The organism is Vibrio sp. 1-Bac 57 (assembly GCF_037546855.1).
In the GTDB taxonomy this organism is placed as follows: Bacteria; Pseudomonadota; Gammaproteobacteria; order Enterobacterales; family Psychromonadaceae; genus Psychromonas.
On record NZ_JALAAC010000021.1, the window covers coordinates 1 to 18,190 of the forward strand.

Annotated in this window: 16 protein-coding genes and 1 pseudogene; 8 read left to right on the forward strand and 9 right to left on the reverse strand. The window is 40.5% G+C overall.

The annotated features are described in order from the left end of the window. The 3 genes and pseudogenes from MT391_RS13635 to MT391_RS13645 form a co-directional block, all read right to left on the reverse strand. Positions 1 to 165: pseudogene (locus tag MT391_RS13635) on the reverse strand (IS110 family transposase); the annotation flags it as partial. 423 nt (positions 166 to 588) lie between these two features. Next, positions 589 to 1,491: a CPBP family intramembrane glutamic endopeptidase gene (locus tag MT391_RS13640; protein ID WP_499498565.1), complete on the reverse strand. Its 903-nt coding sequence runs from the start codon at positions 1,489 to 1,491 to the stop codon at positions 589 to 591. A 167-nt stretch (positions 1,492 to 1,658) separates the two neighbouring features. Continuing rightward, positions 1,659 to 2,837 carry a cystathionine beta-lyase gene (locus MT391_RS13645; protein WP_499442086.1) on the reverse strand — a complete coding sequence of 393 codons (1,179 nt, stop codon included), beginning with the start codon at positions 2,835 to 2,837 and terminating at the stop codon, positions 1,659 to 1,661. A gap of 174 nt (positions 2,838 to 3,011) precedes the next feature. Between MT391_RS13645 and MT391_RS13650 the strand changes: the two genes are divergently transcribed. Beyond that, positions 3,012 to 3,503 (forward strand): YcxB family protein, encoded by a 492-nt coding sequence (locus tag MT391_RS13650; protein ID WP_499498566.1) that lies wholly within the window; start codon positions 3,012 to 3,014, stop codon positions 3,501 to 3,503. A 36-nt stretch (positions 3,504 to 3,539) separates the two neighbouring features. Here the strand turns inward: MT391_RS13650 and MT391_RS13655 are convergent, their stop codons facing one another. Beyond that, positions 3,540 to 4,409 carry a LysR family transcriptional regulator gene (locus MT391_RS13655; RefSeq protein ID WP_166372163.1) on the reverse strand — a complete coding sequence of 290 codons (870 nt, stop codon included), beginning with the start codon at positions 4,407 to 4,409 and terminating at the stop codon, positions 3,540 to 3,542. A 101-nt stretch (positions 4,410 to 4,510) separates the two neighbouring features. Between MT391_RS13655 and MT391_RS13660 the strand changes: the two genes are divergently transcribed. Continuing rightward, positions 4,511 to 5,722 (forward strand): MFS transporter, encoded by a 1,212-nt coding sequence (locus MT391_RS13660; RefSeq protein WP_499498568.1) that lies wholly within the window; start codon positions 4,511 to 4,513, stop codon positions 5,720 to 5,722. A gap of 30 nt (positions 5,723 to 5,752) precedes the next feature. Here MT391_RS13660 and MT391_RS13665 read toward each other — a convergent pair whose 3' ends face one another. From MT391_RS13665 to MT391_RS13685, 5 genes are all read right to left on the reverse strand, one after another. Beyond that, positions 5,753 to 6,088, reverse strand: a complete 336-nt coding sequence (locus MT391_RS13665) for an NGG1p interacting factor NIF3 (protein WP_499498570.1) — start codon at positions 6,086 to 6,088, stop codon at positions 5,753 to 5,755. Between the two features lie 20 nt (positions 6,089 to 6,108). Next, positions 6,109 to 6,435 carry a hypothetical protein gene (locus MT391_RS13670; RefSeq protein ID WP_499498572.1) on the reverse strand — a complete coding sequence of 109 codons (327 nt, stop codon included), beginning with the start codon at positions 6,433 to 6,435 and terminating at the stop codon, positions 6,109 to 6,111. 129 nt (positions 6,436 to 6,564) lie between these two features. Continuing rightward, positions 6,565 to 7,398: a hypothetical protein gene (locus MT391_RS13675; RefSeq protein WP_499498574.1), complete on the reverse strand. Its 834-nt coding sequence runs from the start codon at positions 7,396 to 7,398 to the stop codon at positions 6,565 to 6,567. Positions 7,399 to 7,400: 2 nt separating this feature from the next. Then, positions 7,401 to 8,180 carry a tRNA pseudouridine(65) synthase TruC gene (gene truC / locus MT391_RS13680; RefSeq protein ID WP_499498622.1) on the reverse strand — a complete coding sequence of 260 codons (780 nt, stop codon included), beginning with the start codon at positions 8,178 to 8,180 and terminating at the stop codon, positions 7,401 to 7,403. A 118-nt stretch (positions 8,181 to 8,298) separates the two neighbouring features. Further along, entirely contained in the window at positions 8,299 to 8,655 is a 357-nt protein-coding gene (locus tag MT391_RS13685; protein WP_499442079.1) for a YqcC family protein, read from the reverse strand. Positions 8,656 to 9,020: 365 nt separating this feature from the next. Here MT391_RS13685 and MT391_RS13690 point away from each other — a divergent pair, with 365 nt between their 5' ends. From MT391_RS13690 to MT391_RS13715, 6 genes are all read left to right on the forward strand, one after another. Beyond that, entirely contained in the window at positions 9,021 to 9,683 is a 663-nt protein-coding gene (locus MT391_RS13690) for a GntR family transcriptional regulator (RefSeq protein ID WP_499498576.1), read from the forward strand. Positions 9,684 to 9,687: 4 nt separating this feature from the next. Then, entirely contained in the window at positions 9,688 to 10,560 is an 873-nt protein-coding gene (prpB, locus tag MT391_RS13695; protein ID WP_499498577.1) for a methylisocitrate lyase, read from the forward strand. Between the two features lie 87 nt (positions 10,561 to 10,647). Further along, the gene (gene prpC, locus MT391_RS13700) at positions 10,648 to 11,799 is read left to right on the forward strand and encodes a bifunctional 2-methylcitrate synthase/citrate synthase (RefSeq protein WP_499498579.1); all 1,152 of its coding nucleotides are present in this window, start codon (positions 10,648 to 10,650) and stop codon (positions 11,797 to 11,799) included. A gap of 5 nt (positions 11,800 to 11,804) precedes the next feature. Next, complete coding sequence (acnD, locus tag MT391_RS13705) at positions 11,805 to 14,432, forward strand: Fe/S-dependent 2-methylisocitrate dehydratase AcnD (protein ID WP_499498581.1); 2,628 nt, start codon at positions 11,805 to 11,807, stop codon at positions 14,430 to 14,432. Then, a complete protein-coding gene (prpF, locus tag MT391_RS13710; protein ID WP_499498582.1) occupies positions 14,425 to 15,630 on the forward strand; it encodes a 2-methylaconitate cis-trans isomerase PrpF in 1,206 nt (401 codons plus the stop codon). The genes acnD and prpF overlap by 8 nt, the downstream gene beginning before the upstream one ends. A gap of 219 nt (positions 15,631 to 15,849) precedes the next feature. Continuing rightward, positions 15,850 to 17,754 carry a propionyl-CoA synthetase gene (locus MT391_RS13715; RefSeq protein WP_499498584.1) on the forward strand — a complete coding sequence of 635 codons (1,905 nt, stop codon included), beginning with the start codon at positions 15,850 to 15,852 and terminating at the stop codon, positions 17,752 to 17,754. Positions 17,755 to 18,190: the final 436 nt, after the last annotated feature.

Sequence of the window (18,190 nt, forward strand, 5' to 3'; positions counted from 1 at the left end):
GCAAGATTCCATCGCCACCAGTGATTGTTTTTCCTTGATTAATAATTCTTTAAGTTTTTGTCTGGACATTGAACGATTAAAGATAACATGACCTCGATGATCGGTTTTACAAACCTGAAATGAATTTTTTGCCAAATCTATGGCAATAACGTTAAAATGATTCATGTATGGGCTCCTAAGTAAAAGTTTGCACTTATTACGTTACTCCTCTGGGAGAGGGAGTCCATACATCTTCGTGGTTAAATCGCCTTTGACTTTAAAAGAAATCAAGCAACCACGAAGCGCTGCGCTTCACGAAGAGCACGAAGGAAAACAACACAAACCCATTAATATTTAAAAAAGCTTTTGACCTTACCTTCTTCACCCTTCGAGCCTTCGTGGTTAAATCGCCTTTGATTTTAAAAAGAATAAGCAACCACGAAGCGCTGCGCTTCACGAAGAGCACGAAGAAAAACAACACAAACCCATTAATATTTAAAAAAGCTTTTGACCTTACCTTCTCCACCCTTCGTGCCTTCGTGGTTAATTAGCTTTTGACTTTAAAAAGCTTTTAATTTAACCATTTTTTACTTTTCGAGGTTTGCTTACTTATGCTTGAAGCTTAATCATCGGATAGGTGAATAAAAAGAAGTGGCACACATTTACTAACCAATGACATAAGATTGCCCACTCTAAACGCTGGGTTTTATAAAGAATATAACCGTAACCAAACCCTGCCACGACTGAAACCAAAATGTAATTAACTCCGCCCATAAAGTGCGCCAACGCAAAAACGCAGGCAATGATGATAGGTGCGAGTATTGCAAATCGAGGCGATATGATTTGTTGTGAAAGCTTAGTTTGCAAAAGTCCTCTAAATAAAGCCTCTTCTGCAACGCAGGTAAAAAGTAAATTGATCGCAATAAATGCCAACCAAAAATCAGGTACTTTAGGGTTAAAGCTGACAATACCAAGTAATAAAGCAACGCTGAGTGTCGCTAAAATAGTACCGATAATGATTAGAGCAGGTTGTTTTAAAGCTAGTTTTTTTGAAGCTAAGCTTTTTGAGTCTATGCCCTTTGAATCTAAAGTTCGCTGTCGTTTTGGCGCTAGCGTTGAAAAGTAGTAAGCGCTCAATAACAAGCCAGCAATGCCCTTATCGAAGTTAGCGTACAGCGTATAAGCGATAGCATCACTGCTAACCTGCTCGTTAACAACAATCGGTAAGTTATTAAAACCAGGTACATAATGCAGTGCAAGACTCAATGACGTGGCTATAAATAATATCGTTATTACTTTGTTTATTATGGGCTGTTTTATATTGAGTGTGCCGTAATATAAAGCAACATAAAACGTAATAGCCACCAGCCCAACTATATTGATATAACCTTCGAGAGCGGCACTGAGTACACTCAACATCAATAACCATAGCCAAATTGGTTGTTTGAAGAATGTTATTTTGCAGAACGGAAACACAGATAAAATCGCTAAGCCTAAAATATAAAAAGTCATTCTCTAGTGCTCATTTTTATTTTCTTGTTAATCGGCTTCAAAGTTGAATTCACTCAATGTGATAAATAGCGAATACTAAAACACAAAAGGAGCCTAAATGGCCCCTTCTTTCGATTCATTCAATAAGCATAAACTGATTATGCGAATTTAAGCTAGCTAGTTACTTACTATTTATTTAGCACAGCATTAAAACGATCAAAACCTGCTTCTAAATCGGCAATTAAATCATCAGGGCTCTCTAAACCAATATGAACACGGATCAAAGGTTTACTGCTATCCCATTTGGTCACAGTTCTAATCTTATCGATGCCCGATACACTTAAAATTAAGCTTTCAAATCCACCCCATGAAAAGCCCATTTTAAAATGATGCATATTCTCGACTAAAGCCGTTAAAGCATGACTATTACCTTCTTTTAATACAAAGGAAAATAATCCATTTGATGCGCTAAAATCACGTTTAAAGAACTCATGCCCAGGACAAGATTCAAAGGCAGGATGGCGAATATGATCCACTTCTGGACGTGTAGCTAACCAGTTGGCAACTTGTAATGCATTCTTTTCATGCTGCGCCATTCTCACACCTAATGTGCGAAGACCACGACTGGCAAGGTACACATCATCCGGTGATGTACATTGCCCCATCAAATAACTGTTTTCACGTAACTGTTCCCAATGCGCTTCATTCGAGGTCGCAGTCCCCATCATCACATCGGAGTGCCCTACTATGTATTTGGTCGCCGCTTGAATAGAAATATCAACGCCCATATCAAATGGACGAGAGTTAATTGGTGAAGCCCATGTATTATCTAACATCACCACCACACCGTGCTCGTGGGCTATTTTACTCAATGTAGGTACGTCTTGGATTTCCATGGTGATTGAACCTGGAGATTCTAAAAATAATACTTTGGTATTGTCTTGAATAAGGTCTTTAATGCCAGCACCAATCATTGGATCATAGTAGGTGGTTTCTATACCAAAGCCAGCGAGTAAAGTGTCGCACAATGCACGCGTTGGTTCATAAGCACTATCAACCATTAAGAGATGGTCGCCAGATTTTAAGAAAGACATAAGTGAATTACTAATTGCTGCAGAGCCTGATGGGTATAAAGCGGTGCCTACACCACCTTCTAACTCTGAAATGGCAGCTTGAAATGCAAAATGTGTTGGCCCACCACGGCGACCGTAAAACAATGAACCGTTTGCTTTATTTTTTGCAGCAAAACGCATCTCTTCCATGGTTTCAAATGTCATGGTAGAGGCACGCACTACCGGTGGATTAATGACGCCATTTGCCCATTTTTTATCACGGCCTAAAGTTACTATCTGCGTTTCTTTTTTCATTTTACCAATCCATCCCATTATTAATAAAGCATTGAAGAATATGATTATATGTTACCACTTCAAATGAAGATAAACAGCGACAAAATTATCATAAGATAGTCTCGATAAATTAGCTTACGGTGGAGAGAAGAAGGTATAATCGTTATTTATATTTTTAGACAAGATAGGTTAAGCATGCAGTTTGAAACGCACTTTATATTAGACCGAGCACATTATGGCGAATGCTTTGACCAATCGATGCTATTAAAAGGGCCACAAAAGCCGCGTTTAGTGTTTATGGCAGGTTTAATTTTAGCGGGTTTGTTTTTTTTGTTTGCAACTGAAGTGCAAGGTTTACTAGCATGGTTTTTCTTTGGGATTGCGGTATTAGAATATTTTAGCTTTAAATACCGTCGTTCATGGTGGTTAATGCGACAAATGATGAGTAAAAACGCAGGTAACAAAATCACCCTTATTTTCGATGAACAAGGTATTGAAAATAAAAGTGTTTACATCAACAACCAATTATCTTGGCAGTCTATTAATAGTTTTTGCGAAACAGATGTGGGCTTTATGCTGAATTTAGAGCAAGGTGGACAACAATATTTGAGTAAATCTTGTTTAGATGCACCTATTCAAGATTATATTGAAAAGCAGTTAAGTGGTAAAAAGATGACTGCCCCATAGCAAATTAAGTAATCAGTTATCTATCACACAGCCCCTTTAGTGATTTTGTTTTACAAACTCTAGGAAGGTTCGGTCAGCTATAGATAAGTAGCCTTTCTTCCTCCATGCGATGGAAATATCAAGGAAGATCGGCTCTTCAAAAGGAATGGAAATAATATCGGGCTCTTTTTCAGTCGCGAGTTCAAGTAAGGCTGAAATGGCAAAATCACGCTTTACAATCTTCAGCATAACCGCCAGTAAATTAGTCTCAAAGGAGAAGTTAGCCGTTAATTTTTGTTGCCGGCAAATATCATCTAATATTTCACGGTGAAAGTACCCCTGCTTAAACATGATTAATTCTTGAGAAAAGAATTCTGCAAAGGAAAGTGACTTTTTATCGGCAAACTCATGTTCAGTATGCACCACAGCTACCATTTGTGAACGGATCAGATGTTCTGAATCCAATGCTTCCGGCAAGTTACGCGCTTGAATAATCCCTAGGTCAATATCGCCATCGAGTAACATTTTTTGTATCGACTGCGCGCCTGCTTCAATCATCACCAGTTTTAATTTAGGATAGCGGCTTTTAAATGCCATTAGTACATCGGGAAAATAATAGGAGCCCATGATACTGGGCACACCTAAGCGCACTTCCCCCTTCTCTAGCCCTCTTAATTCTTTCATGGCAAGCGTTGCATCATCTAATTGTTGAATGATCTGTTTTGCATGACCCAGCAATATTTCACCTTCATGAGTAAGCGTAATTTTTCGTTCATTACGACGAAACAGATCCAGCTCTAGTTGTGCTTCTAATTTTTTAATTGCAACACTCAAAGCAGGTTGTGCGATATGAAGCGCCTTAGCGGCATGGGTGATATTTTGATACTTTGCTACTGCGGCAAAATAGGTGAGAAGTCTTGTATCCATACTATAACCAAAAACTATTGAAGTGATAATTATTATATATTTTCACTATTCCCAGTAACTTGCTACTGTTTTGCTCTTGTTTCCTATTGGTGATCACGTTGATGATTGAGTTTCGCAGTAAAGCCTATTATAAAGTTAGTGCCGCACTCGCTTTTGGTTCATTTTTAGTATTTTGTAATCTCTATTTATTTCAACCTATGTTACCCGTTTTAGCGGATCACTTTGCTGTATCGGCTACCCACATCAACTGGTTATTAGCAGCGGGCACCTTGACCCTAGCATTAATGTTATTACCTTGGGCCTTTGCCTCTGAACGAATAGGCCGCCGTAAAGTGCTGCTAATTAGTTTGTTTTTATTACCCGCCATTGGTTTAACTTCATTACTGACTGACAGTTTATTATTACTGATCATTAGCCGTGCTTTAATGGGCACGGCACTGGCTGGGTTCACCGCTGTTGCTGTTGCTTATATGGCTGAAGAGTTTTCAGCAAAAGCGTTTAGTCACGGCATTGGTGCGTATATCAGTGCCAACTCTCTGGGGGGAATTTCAGGGCGTTTGTTTGGTGGCATGCTTACGGACTACTTCGATTGGCAAACCGCGGTGGCTTGTATGGCGCTGCTAAGCTTAATTGGTGCGGTAGTGGTTGCTTGGGTGTTACCTCAACCTAATCAGCAAAATACAATACAAAGCAGTCCTTTATCTCAATACCATCATATTATTATTGAGCATTTAAAGAATAAAAAAATCTATTTTGCGATGTTAATTGGGGGAGTCAATTTTGCCATATTTATTAATTTATATACGGTGACAGGGTTTCGCTTGGTCAGTGAACCTTATGCGATGCCTGTTAGTATCGCGGCGATGATTTTCTTATGTTACTTATCGGGAACGGTCAGTTCTCGCCTAGTGGGGATATGGTGTCAACGATTTAGCCCTATTACAGGTATGTTAGCTGGTGCAATAATGGGTTTATTAGGCATGCTAGTCGCTAGCCATGATTCCTTAGTGGTCATTTTTATTGGCTTAAATTTATTAAGTTTTGGGGCTTTCTTCACCCATTCTTTAGCTTACGGTTGGGTTAGCCAACAGGCAAAAAGATCTAAAGCCACAGCGACTGCGTTATACCTAGTTCATTATTATGTTTCCGGCAGCTTGGGCGGTTTCTATCTTATTTACTGCTGGCAACATGGTGGATGGACGCAGGTAGTGATGGGAGCGGGGTTATTATACGCAGTTGTATTTTGGTTATGCTGGCGTTTAGGACATTTTGTGCATGACAAAAAAGAGCACACCTTGCAGGCGGCACAGTAAGTTATTTACGTTATGGATTAAGGTTATTTATTAGGAGCCTTTATTAAAGCTATCTAAGGTAACAATAGGTAGCGCACCATAGGCGACTTCTTGATAAGGATGAGCCTTGATTAATGCGCTCAATGCGGCTTTAAGTCGATTTTCTTTACACACCATTTCAACTCTGTATTCATTTAATTTGGTTAACTCATCTGGCAGCCCAATATGCGGAGTCGCATTTTCTGATGGCTTAAATTGTCCTTGCCCTAAGATTTGCCAAGCGCATTGTTGATACTCGCCAAGGTCACCCGCTCCCGCATCAAACATCGCTTTTTTCACGGCATCGAGTGCGTCTTCAGGTACATAAAAATAAATTTGATACAGCATATATTCCCTATACTTTTACGTTAGCGAGTTTTAGCACTTGCTCGCTTAGCAATGATAAAGCTCCCCCAGCAAGGCAAACAAACGATCATAGTTGAGAGAATATCAAACCATGAATGGTAGTGTAAAACGGTCATCAACCAGCCATAAATGAGGACACTAAGCAATGCATAAAACCCGACACTATAACTAAAGCTTAATAGCGCACAGGCTATCACCATTACCGCGGCGGTATGGGAACTAAAGTTAGCCCCCATTGCTAACCACCATCCAAAATGAAACTCTATGAAAGCGAAACCATAAACAGCCAAGTAAGCAATGATTAAAGATAACGCTAAACTTTTACTCATCTTTGTTCTTAAATAATACACACAAAATAGCGCTAATAGAGGCGAATACAAATCGGCAATAATCGCTAACATATTAAACTATTTCTAGTGTACTGAGGTTGTGTTTGAATTATAGAGTTGGGCTTCACTTTAGAGCTCGGCTTTAGCTTTAGAATAATCAACAGTATGATCGCAATTACCCTGTTGTTCACAATCATTAACACCGTCATGGTCAAGATCCCAGCTTTCATGGACCGCGGTAATACGTCTAAAGGTCGCATTCTTATCATCCTTCGGATCTAATGCCACCAGCTGTAATGTTATTTCATTTTGTTGTGTTGGGTATTGTGCTGCCGTTTGATCTGGGCCTAGACTTTTAAAGTTAACCTGGATTGAGCCTTCTTGCACAAATACATTATTTTTCACCACGCTACTTTCTTTTAATTCAATTTCTTCTTCTCGAATGCGGTTCCCCAATAACGCAGAACTTAGATGTTTGGCTTGCTGGCTAGTAAAATCATAAGAAAAAAGTCCAACATAAACAAACACACTATTCCCAGCAGTATTGATAATAAAAGGCGCAGCAAAATAAGTGAGATCTTTGGTGTGCTTATCTAACAATGTTACTTTGCTGATATTGAGGTAAACAGATCCACGATCATAAACGGACTCATTACCGTCGCTAGCCGCTTTTACTAAAGTTTCATAATGACCGCGAAAATAAACGTAATCCTCTATTTGTTCAACTTTATTCAAGCTAACTAAGCGTTCGCTGTCAGGGTAAACAATAGCAACCGGATGAGGTTTAGATAAAGATTGGAATATCACCTGTTGTGTTGGTGTTTTACAAACAGCTTCTTGTGCATCCCATAATCCATCAATATTGGCACAGGCTTCCGGAGTATTAGCGCGATTTTGCAAAAAATAAGCAACTATCATAATCAACACTAGGCCGAGTAATACTTTATTCAAGGTTGTAAACATAGTTATTCTCTAAACTTATAAGGTAAATTAATATCAGACAACACGCGTAAAAAGTCACCGGTTATTGGCGCGTGTACCTCAATTTTTTGCTCTGTTTTAGGGTGAGTAAAACTCAAGTATGCAGCATGTAATAATAAACGATGGATAGCAAAGTTCTCTCTGAACATAGTATTGTGTTTACCATCTCCGTGCGAGGTATCACCAACAATAGGGTGACGCAAATGCTTCATGTGTCGGCGTAATTGATGTTTACGTCCGGTTTTAGGTATTAGCTCCATCAGTGCATAACGAGAAGCAGGATAAGGGCCAACAGCAATTGGGATTTCAGTTTTAGCTAAACAGCGGTATTCAGTCACTGCCTCCTGCGGAGGTTTGGTCATATCGGCTTTTTTATCTGCTATTTTATCGTACTGATATTTTAAGGGGTAATCCAAAACCCCTTGGTCGAGATGACCTCGAACCACGGCAAGATAATTTTTCTCGGTGGTTTGATCGATAAACTGTTGCATTAAATGCCTTGCACTGTCTTTGTCTAATACAAATAACAATACACCTGAAGTCGGTCTGTCTAAACGATGTACTGGATAAACGTGCTGACCGATTTGGTCACGCAGCTTTTGCACAGCAAACTCGGTGGCGTGGGTATCTAACCAACTACGATGTACCAGCAAACCAGAGGGTTTATTGATCGCAACGACATAATCATCTTGATATAAAATTTCTAACTCAGGTGTGCTGCTTTGCACACTAATATCCTGTTGCTCAGCAACCGTGGCTAACATGCCCTCTATATTATCTAAGTTGTCTAGATGGTCAAAATTGTCTGATTGATCAAGGGTGTCAGGTTGATCAGGGTTGTCTGGGCCTTCAATGCCTGCAGTTGTTTTTTGTTGCGTCATATTATTCACTTACTAATAAATCGATTGTCGACAATAATTTAAAAATGGCTACGTCGTTAGGCAACACCTGAGCCGCCATCGGCGCAATACAGAGTGTCGATGGTAATGTTGATGGCTGTTTTAGCATCTGTTTAAAACGCACTAAAAAAATAAACTGCAGCCATTGTGGAAACGTCAAAGTATCAATTGCAAAAGGTTGAACACTGGCTAATTGTTGTTCGCTAGGCGCTTCATCTTGCCAGTATCCTCGATGCTTTAACAGGAGAGCGAGTTGATCTAATAAGTCCAACAGTTGGTGCGATTTTAGTAGTGCAGACGTTACAGGTAGTGATTGATTTAGTCTATTTGCAGTTGACATGATTTAGGCGCCTATATAATAAGCGGCTAATATACCCGTGATACCTCAAGATGCAAAGTCAGCGCGAAAATTAACACTCACTCTACCAACCCATCTTATTAATAATATTCCCCAATTGTTCACTCCATGTTGTCGTTTCTTTCTTCCCTTCGTCAAATTTATCATTGATACAGCATCTTTTAGTTATGTTACCAATGATTAATGTTTTATATAAAAAAGACTATTGTCCGTTTTGTGATCAACTAGATTCTTTTAAAATCAAATTCGCTAAAAAACCGAAATTGTTGACAATATTGTTGATAATCATATTTAAAGGGTTACTATTTACGCATAAAACACAAATAGTGTTAACAATAAGAAGAGTTATGATAGAAAACAAAGACCCAATAAAATCAGATAATTTAACGGCTCGCTTGATAGAAGCGATCGTCAATGGAGAATATCCGCCGGGAAGTAAAATATCTGAACCAGAGTTAGCGCGTGTCTTTGACGTGAGCCGAGGCCCTTTACGTGAAGCAATGATGCGCGTTGAATCATTAAATTTAGTGGAACGCGTTCCTCATGTAGGTGCTCGCGTTGTCACACTGAGCTTAGACAAACTAATAGAAATTTATGCAGTACGTGAAGCACTAGAGGGAATGGCGGCGAATCTTGCTTGTAAATATATTACCGATGCTGAAATAACAGTATTAGAGGATTTATTAAATCGCCATCAATCACATATAGAACAGGTTGATGGTGCTTCATATTTTTATCAACAAGGCGATTTTGATTTTCACTACTTGATTATTCAAGCCAGTAAGAATCACCAATTGATTGCATTATTATGCGACCAGTTATATCACCTAGTGAGAATGTATCGTTATCAATCGCCTCGTTCGCACGCACGCCCTGAAAAAGCCTTATACGAACATTTTGCTATTTTGAACGCAATCAAAGCACGCGATCCGGAATTAGCGGAAATGTTAATGCGCAGACATATTAAAAACAGTCGACTATTAATTGAAAACGAATTGTTAGAGGAGTAACACCATGAGTCCAGGTAAAAAATTTAGACAAGCCATTAGCAATAATAAACCACTGCAAGTAGTGGGCACCATTAATCCATATTGCGCAATGATGGCAGAGCAACTTGGTCATCAAGCGATTTATCTTTCAGGTGGCGGTGTCGCTAATGCCTCTTACGGTTTGCCTGATTTAGGCATGACCTCTTTAAATGATGTGATTGCAGATGTACAGCGTATTACGTCAGCCTCTAGTTTGCCTCTATTGGTGGATATTGATACTGGCTGGGGCGGCGCATTTAATATTGCAAAAACTATTCGCGATATGGAAAAAGCAGGAGCAGCAGCGGTTCATATTGAAGACCAAGTAGCTCAAAAACGTTGCGGACATCGTCCTAATAAAGAGATTGTTTCAACGCAGGAGATGGTTGACCGCATTAAATCAGCCGTTGACGCTCGTACAGATAAAGATTTCTTCATCATGGCGCGTACCGATGCTTTCGCTCAAGAAGGGTTAGAAGCAGCCATTGCACGTGCACAGGCTTATGTTGCTGCAGGCGCCGATGGCATTTTTGCTGAAGCGATAAAAACAGAAGAACATTACCGTGCATTTGCAGCTGCATTAGATGTGCCTATTCTAGCCAATATTACTGAATTTGGTGAAACTGAATTATGGAATAAACAGCAGTTAGGTGAATGGGGTTGCGCAATGGTGTTGTATCCACTGTCAGCTTTTAGAGCGATGAATAAAGCCGCTGAATTAGTCTATAAAACACTATTAGCAGACGGTGACCAAAAAGCAGTGATCGGTACCATGCAAACACGCATGGAGCTTTATGATTATTTAGGTTATCACGATTACGAACAAAAGTTAGATGCCCTCTTTTCTAGTGAAAAGTAGCAATTAATAAATAATAAGTAACAGATAACAAATACGGCGAGTTTATATAGACGCAATAAGTAAGTAATACCAACTATTAAGGAAAATATGATGAGTGATAAAAATATTGGCGGTGCAGGATTACGTGGTCAAAGCGCTGGCGAGACAAAGTTATGTACAGTCGGACAGTCTGGAAGTGGTTTAACTTATTGCGGTTATGATGTGGCTGATCTTGCGGAGAATACTACCTTTGAAGAGGTTGCATATTTATTATTTAATGGCGAATTACCAACCCAAACGCAACTCGATGAATACAAAAAAACATTATTTGCAATGCGTGATTTGCCAGATGCATTAAAAACAGTATTAAAGCTGATACCAGCCGATACACACCCGATGGATGTAATGAGAACCGGTTGTTCATTTTTAGGTAACCTAGAGCCTGAACAGAATTTTTCTCAACAGACACATGCCGCTAACCGTTTATTGGCGGCTTTCCCTGCGATCATGTGTTACTGGTATAAATTCTCACATCAAGGGATTGAAATAGATTGTGTCACTGATCAAGACAGCCTGGGTGGACATTTTCTAAAATTGCTTAATGGTGAAACTGCCTCTAAGCAACATCAGCGCGTGATGGATGTTTCCCTCATTTTATATGCTGAGCACGAATTTAATGCATCTACCTTTGCAGCTCGTGTTTGTGCATCAACGTTATCAGATCTATTTTCATGTGTGACAGGTGCTATCGGTACCTTACGTGGCCCCCTTCATGGTGGCGCAAATGAAGCGGCAATGGATATGATTGAAAAATTCAGTTCGCCACAGGACGCTAAAGTAAAAATGGCAGAAATGTTAGCTCGCAAAGAGAAAATTATGGGCTTTGGCCATGCCGTATACAGAACCTCAGATCCACGCAACATCATTATTAAAAAATGGTCTGAAAAACTCGCTCAAGAAAATGGCGACAGTAGCTTATATGATATTTCCGTCGCCTGTGAAGAGTTTATGTGGGATACCAAAAAGCTATTTTGTAATGCCGATTTTTTCCATGCTTCAACTTATAACTATCTCGGCATTCCTACCAAATTATTTACACCTATTTTTGTTTGTTCACGTTTAACAGGATGGGCGGCTCATATTATGGAGCAACGTTCAAATAACCGTATTATCCGCCCAAGTGCAGATTATACGGGCAGTGAACCACGCGTCGTCACTCCTATTGAAACACGTGAAAAAGCAACCGTAATGCAAGGATAAATGTGATGAACAATACTCAATATCGCAAACCGCTAGCAGGCAGCAATATAGACTATTTTGATACGCAACAAGCTGTGGATGAGATTAAACCTGGCGCTTATCAAAAATTACCTTATACCTCACGGGTATTCGCTGAAAATTTAGTTCGCCGTTGTGATCCTAAGGATTTGCATGATGCGCTATTACAGCTAATAGAACGTAAACAAGATTTAGATTTTCCTTGGTACCCAGCGCGTGTTGTTTGCCATGATATTTTAGGTCAAACAGCCTTGGTTGATCTGGCCGGTTTACGCGATGCAATTGCAGCAAAAGGTGGCGATCCCGCTAAGGTTAATCCAGTAGTACCGACTCAACTGATTGTGGATCATTCATTAGCAGTTGAACACGCGGGCTTCGAAAAAGATGCCTTTGAAAAAAACCGAGCGATAGAAGATAGACGAAATGAAGATCGCTTTCATTTTATCAATTGGACCAAAAAAACCTTTGAAAATATTGATGTGATCCAACCCGGCAACGGCATTATGCATCAAATTAATTTAGAAAAAATGTCGCCGGTTATTCAAAGCCGAGACGGTGTTGCTTTCCCCGACACGCTTGTAGGAACAGACAGTCATACACCACATGTTGATGCACTGGGTGTCATTGCAGTGGGTGTGGGAGGCTTAGAAGCAGAAAGCGTTATGTTAGGTCGCCCTTCTTATATGCGCCTACCTAATATTGTAGGCGTTAATTTATTTGGTAAACGCCAAGAAGGCATTACAGCTACGGACATTGTTTTAGCGATCACTGAGTTTCTTCGCCAACAAAAAGTAGTATCTTGTTATTTAGAGTTTTATGGTGAAGGTGCTGCTGATTTAACGTTAGGTGATCGAGCAACTATTTCCAACATGACCCCTGAATTTGGGGCTTCTGCTGGCATGTTTTATATCGATCAGAAAACTATCGATTACTTACGTTTAACAGGTCGAGAAGAAAAACAGATAAAACTCGTTGAAAACTACGCAAAACAAACAGGCCTTTGGGCTGATGCATTAAAAGAAGCGCAGTATGAACGTGTACTGAACTTTGATTTATCTGCCGTTGGACGCAATATCGCAGGACCTTCTAACCCGCATCGTCGCGTTGCCACTGCAGACCTTGTTAGCAAAGGTATTGCAGGTGTAATGGATAAACATGAGGATGGAAGTACTAAGATGCCCGATGGTGCTTGTATTATCGCGGCCATTACCAGTTGTACTAATACCTCTAACCCACGCAATGTGATTGCGGCAGCGTTGTTAGCAAGAAATGCCAATAAGTTAGGATTAACCCGCAAACCTTGGGTTAAAACCTCTTTAGCACCGGGTTCAAAAGCGGTGCAGTTGTACCTTGAAGAAGCAAATTTATTAACTGAATTAGAGCAGCTTGGTTTTGGCATTGTTGGGTTTGCTTGTACTACTTGTAATGGTATGAGTGGCGCGTTAGATCCTAAAATACAGCAAGAAATTATTGATCGAGACCTGTACAGCACCGCGGTGCTTTCCGGTAATCGTAACTTTGATGGACGTATTCATCCCTATGCTAAACAAGCATTTATCGCTTCCCCTCCCCTTGTAGTGGCTTATGCGATTGCAGGCACGATACGTTTTGATATAGAAAAAGATGCGCTAGGTGTTGACGCTCAAGGTAATAACATCACTTTAAAAGATATTTGGCCAAGTGATGCTGAAATTGATCAAGTGATTAAAGAAAGTGTTAAACCGGAGCAATTTAGAGCCGTCTATGAGCCGATGTTTGATATTAAAGTTGATTACGGTAATGACGTTGCCGCTATTGACCCACTTTATGATTGGCGACCTCAAAGTACCTATATTCGCCGCCCTCCATATTGGGAAGGTGCATTAGCAGGTGAGCGCGCTTTAAAAGGCATGCGCCCATTAGCTGTGCTTGGAGACAATATCACCACGGATCACTTATCGCCTTCTAATGCCATTATGTTAGATAGTGCAGCGGGTGCTTACCTCGATAAAATGGGATTACCTGAAGTAGATTTTAATTCCTATGCAACTCATCGAGGTGACCATTTAACAGCGCAACGTGCCACCTTTGCGAATCCTAAATTATTTAACGAAATGGTCACTAATAATGGTGAAGTAACACAGGGTTCACTGGCACGTGTTGAGCCTGAGGGTGAAGTAAAACGCATGTGGGAAGCGATTGAAACCTATATGCAACGTAAACAACCTTTGATCATTGTCGCCGGTGCAGATTATGGACAAGGTTCTTCTCGCGACTGGGCAGCCAAAGGGGTTCGTCTAGCTGGTGTTGAAGTAATTGTTGCTGAAGGATTTGAGCGTATTCATCGTACCAACTTAGTGGGTATGGGTGTGCTTCCAGTAGAGTTTATTAATAATGAAAATCGCCATACCTATGCCATTGATGGTACTGAAACCTTTGATGTGATTGGCGACCGTAGCCCAGGCGCGCAACTTACTTTAGTGATTAACCGAGTTAACGGTGACGTTGTAAATGTTCCAGTAAAATGTCGTCTTGATACCGCTGAAGAAGTGTCTATTTACGATGCGGGAGGCATTTTACAACGTTTTGCCGAAGATTTTCTGCAATCATCGCAGCAAGGAGCCGAACATGAGTAATACGTTAACAAGCGCTGCAAAAACATTTCAACCTCAGATCAAAATAGCAGCGACTTATATGCGTGGGGGCACCAGTAAAGGATTATTTTTTAATCTGCATGATCTTCCTGAAGTTGCACAGCAAGCAGGACAAGCACGCGATGCATTGTTGTTGCGTGTTATCGGTAGCCCAGATCCCTACGGCAAACAAACAGACGGCTTAGGTGGAGCAACATCTAGTACCAGTAAAACGGTCATTGTTTCTGAAAGTGATAAAGCCGATCACGATGTTGATTACCTATTTGGTCAAGTTGCAATTGATAAAGCCTTTATCGACTGGAGTGGTAATTGCGGCAATTTGTCTGCTGCCGTGGGTGCATTTGCTATCCATGCGGGCCTGATTGAACCGGCTAATATTCCTTACAATGGTTTTGCAGTGGTACGAATATGGCAAGTTAATATCAGTAAAACTATTATTGCGCATATCCCTATTTGTAATGGCCAAGTACAAGAAATTGGTGATTTTGAATTAGATGGCGTGACCTTCCCTGCTGCGGAAATTGTAGTGGAATTTGTCGATCCCTCAGATGCGGACAATTCTATGTTTCCAACCAATAATTTGGTGGATCAATTACATGTTCCTGATATTGGCACTTTTGATGCGACCATGATTAACGCAGGTATCGCTACGGTATTTTTAGAGGCCAAAGCTTTGGGTTATCTCGGTACTGAAGGACAAGATGTCATTAATTCTGATGCCGATGCACTGCAAAAATTTGAAACGATTCGTGCCCATGCGGCTTTGAAAATGGGCTTAATTAAGCACTTAGATGAAGCGGCTTCACGTCAACATACGCCAAAAATAGCATTTGTCAGCCCTGCTCATGATTATGTTGCTTCAAGTGGCAAACAGATCAGCAAGGCGCAGATTGACCTCAATGTACGAGCGTTATCAATGGGTAAATTACACCATGCGATGATGGGAACAGCTGCCGTAGCAATTGGTACCGCAGCTGCGATACCTGGCACATTAGTGAATATTGCGGCAGGAGGAGGCGAGCATCAATCAATCACCTTTGGACACCCTTCGGGGACTTTAAAGGTAGGAGCCAAAGCGACCCAACAACAGGGTCAATGGATTGTTGAGAAAGCAACAATGAGTCGTAGTGCTCGAATATTAATGGAAGGTTGGGTAAGAGTGCCTGCATCAACAATATAAAAGGCGCTTTAGCATCAATCGACTGCTAGCCACTATCAATAATGGCTGGCATGCAAAGGAAACGTATCAACAGAAAATTAGGCCAGATAAAAGAGGTCGTTGTCATCACTATCTGATGTTAATGACTATTGCGTGGTTAATTTATAGCTATTGAATAGTTATTGATGATAACGCAACCACAATACCTCTTTATCATGATTAATTAAAAGGAAGATAATTATGTCTGCATATCAAAAAGAATTTGAGCAAGCGAAAAATAATCCAGAAAAATTTTGGGAAGAGCAAGCAAAAGCAATTGAATGGTATAAGTTTCCAAAAACTATCTTACAAAAAGATGAAAACGGCATCGACCGTTGGTATGCAGATGGCCAATTAAATACCTGTTTCCTTGCCTTAGATTATCACGTAATTAATGGTCGAGCAGAGCAAACAGCCTTGATCTATGATTCGCCGGTCACTGGGAAAAAGCAACATTACAGCTATCAACAATTAACCGATCAAGTGGCTCGTACCGCAGGTATGCTTGCTGATCTGGGTGTTGTTAAAGGGGATCGCGTTATTATTTATATGCCAATGATCCCAGAAGCTGTAATGGCGATGCTTGCCTGTGCCCGCTTGGGCGCAATACATTCAGTGGTATTTGGTGGTTTTGCTGCAAATGAATTAGCGATTAGACTCGAAGATGCAGAGCCAAAAGTGATTATGACAGCGTCCTGTGGAATCGAAGTACAAAAAATCATTCCTTATATGCCAATGGTCAATAAAGCGATCATGGACAGTCGCTGGAAACCTGAAAAAGTGATCGTATTGCAGCGTGAACAATGCCCTGCTGAGCTTAACAGCAACCCAGGAGTAGAAGATCGTGATTTAGATTGGTCGTTACAATTAGAAAAATCCATGGCACATGATTGCGTGCCCGTGAATGCAAACGATCCGCTTTATGTATTATATACCTCTGGTACAACCGGAAAACCGAAGGGCGTGGTACGTGAACATGGCGGACATGCAGTCTCAATGAAGTACAGTATGTCGACAATTTATAACGCAAAACCAGGTGACGTATTTTGGGCGGCTTCGGATGTTGGTTGGGTAGTAGGACATTCTTATATCGTTTACGCTCCGCTTATTCACGGCTGCACCACCGTATTGTATGAAGGAAAACCAGTTAGAACACCTGATCCAGCGGCTTTCTGGCGAGTGTGTGAAGAACACCATGTTAATATTTTATTTTCTGCTCCGACTGCATTTAGAGCGATTAAAAAAGAAGATCCTGAGGGCGAATTGATTAAGCAATATCCGATGCCTGCATTACGTACCATCTTTATGGCCGGCGAGCGTTTAGACCCACCCACGTTAAAATGGGTAGAGCAAAAAACGCAGCGACCAGTGGTCGATCATTGGTGGCAAACGGAAACGGGTTGGGCTATTTCAGGCAATCCCCTTGGTTTGGAAAAATTTCCATTGAAACCTGGTTCTTCGACTAAACCAACCCCAGGTTTTGATGTGCAAATTTTAGATGAACTAAGTGATCAAGTTCCCGTCAATACACAGGGCATTATTGTTATAAAATTACCCTTACCACCGGGTTGTTTAGCAACGGTTTGGCGTAACCATGATCGCTTTCAAAGTGGTTATTTAACACAGTTTCCTGGTTATTATGTTTCCGGTGACGGTGGCTATATTGATTCCGACGGTTACTTGTTTGTGATGGGCAGAACCGATGATGTAATTAATGTGGCAGGGCATCGTTTATCTACCGGTGAGATGGAAGAAATCTTGAGTGCTCATGATGATGTCGCCGAATGTGCCGTAATTGGTGCGCATGACGAATTAAAAGGACAGATCCCCTTTGGCTTTGTAGTACTCAAAGATGGCCACTATTCAGTAGATGGTAATGTGGAAAAAGAGTTATTACAAAAAATGCGCGATGAAATAGGCGCGGTGGCGAGCTTTAGAAAAGTAGTGATTGTTAATCGCTTGCCTAAAACACGCTCGGGGAAAGTATTACGTCGAACAATTAAACAGGTTGCAGATGGAGAAAAATACGTCACGCCATCAACCATTGACGATCCAACTAGTTTGACTGAAATAGAGAATGTGTTTAATCAAAACAGACAAATTTAGATTCACGTAAATACGAAGAAAAACTAAACAATAAACGCTGTAGTAGTTGCTATTATATTTATTGTTTAGAGCTTATCTTCTTTACCCTTGGTGCCTTCGTGGTTCATTGCCTTTTGACTTTAAAAACTCAAGCAACCACGAAGCGCTTCACGAAGAACACGAAGCAAAAAACTAAAAATAATTCCCTTGTATTTATTGTTTTGCTCTTACTTCTTTACTCTTCGTGCCTTCGTGGTTAATTTGCTTTTTATTTTTGATTTTAAAACACCGAAGAGCATAAGCAACCCAACCACGAAGCGCTGCGCTTAACGAAGAGCACGAAGAGCACGAAGAAATCCTAAAAAGAGTAAAAATTATTGTTTCGACCTAACCTCCCCACCCTTCGTGCCTTCGTGGTTATTTGGCTTTAAAAGTAAAAAATACCGAATATGACCAT

Excerpts from the sequence above, each read along its gene's own strand:
- MT391_RS13640 (WP_499498565.1), bottom strand. The coding sequence starts at position 1,491 with ATGACTTTTTATATTTTAGGCTTAGCGATTTTATCTGTGTTTCCGTTC.
- MT391_RS13645 (WP_499442086.1), bottom strand. The coding sequence starts at position 2,837 with ATGAAAAAAGAAACGCAGATAGTAACTTTAGGCCGTGATAAAAAATGG.
- MT391_RS13650 (WP_499498566.1), top strand. The coding sequence starts at position 3,012 with ATGCAGTTTGAAACGCACTTTATATTAGACCGAGCACATTATGGCGAA.
- MT391_RS13655 (WP_166372163.1), bottom strand. The coding sequence starts at position 4,409 with ATGGATACAAGACTTCTCACCTATTTTGCCGCAGTAGCAAAGTATCAA.
- MT391_RS13660 (WP_499498568.1), top strand. The coding sequence starts at position 4,511 with ATGATTGAGTTTCGCAGTAAAGCCTATTATAAAGTTAGTGCCGCACTC.
- MT391_RS13665 (WP_499498570.1), bottom strand. The coding sequence starts at position 6,088 with ATGCTGTATCAAATTTATTTTTATGTACCTGAAGACGCACTCGATGCC.
- MT391_RS13670 (WP_499498572.1), bottom strand. The coding sequence starts at position 6,435 with ATGAGTAAAAGTTTAGCGTTATCTTTAATCATTGCTTACTTGGCTGTT.
- MT391_RS13675 (WP_499498574.1), bottom strand. The coding sequence starts at position 7,398 with ATGTTTACAACCTTGAATAAAGTATTACTCGGCCTAGTGTTGATTATG.
- truC (WP_499498622.1), bottom strand. The coding sequence starts at position 8,180 with ATGTTAGCCACGGTTGCTGAGCAACAGGATATTAGTGTGCAAAGCAGC.
- MT391_RS13685 (WP_499442079.1), bottom strand. The coding sequence starts at position 8,655 with ATGTCAACTGCAAATAGACTAAATCAATCACTACCTGTAACGTCTGCA.
- MT391_RS13690 (WP_499498576.1), top strand. The coding sequence starts at position 9,021 with ATGATAGAAAACAAAGACCCAATAAAATCAGATAATTTAACGGCTCGC.
- prpB (WP_499498577.1), top strand. The coding sequence starts at position 9,688 with ATGAGTCCAGGTAAAAAATTTAGACAAGCCATTAGCAATAATAAACCA.
- prpC (WP_499498579.1), top strand. The coding sequence starts at position 10,648 with ATGATGAGTGATAAAAATATTGGCGGTGCAGGATTACGTGGTCAAAGC.
- acnD (WP_499498581.1), top strand. The coding sequence starts at position 11,805 with ATGAACAATACTCAATATCGCAAACCGCTAGCAGGCAGCAATATAGAC.
- prpF (WP_499498582.1), top strand. The coding sequence starts at position 14,425 with ATGAGTAATACGTTAACAAGCGCTGCAAAAACATTTCAACCTCAGATC.
- MT391_RS13715 (WP_499498584.1), top strand. The coding sequence starts at position 15,850 with ATGTCTGCATATCAAAAAGAATTTGAGCAAGCGAAAAATAATCCAGAA.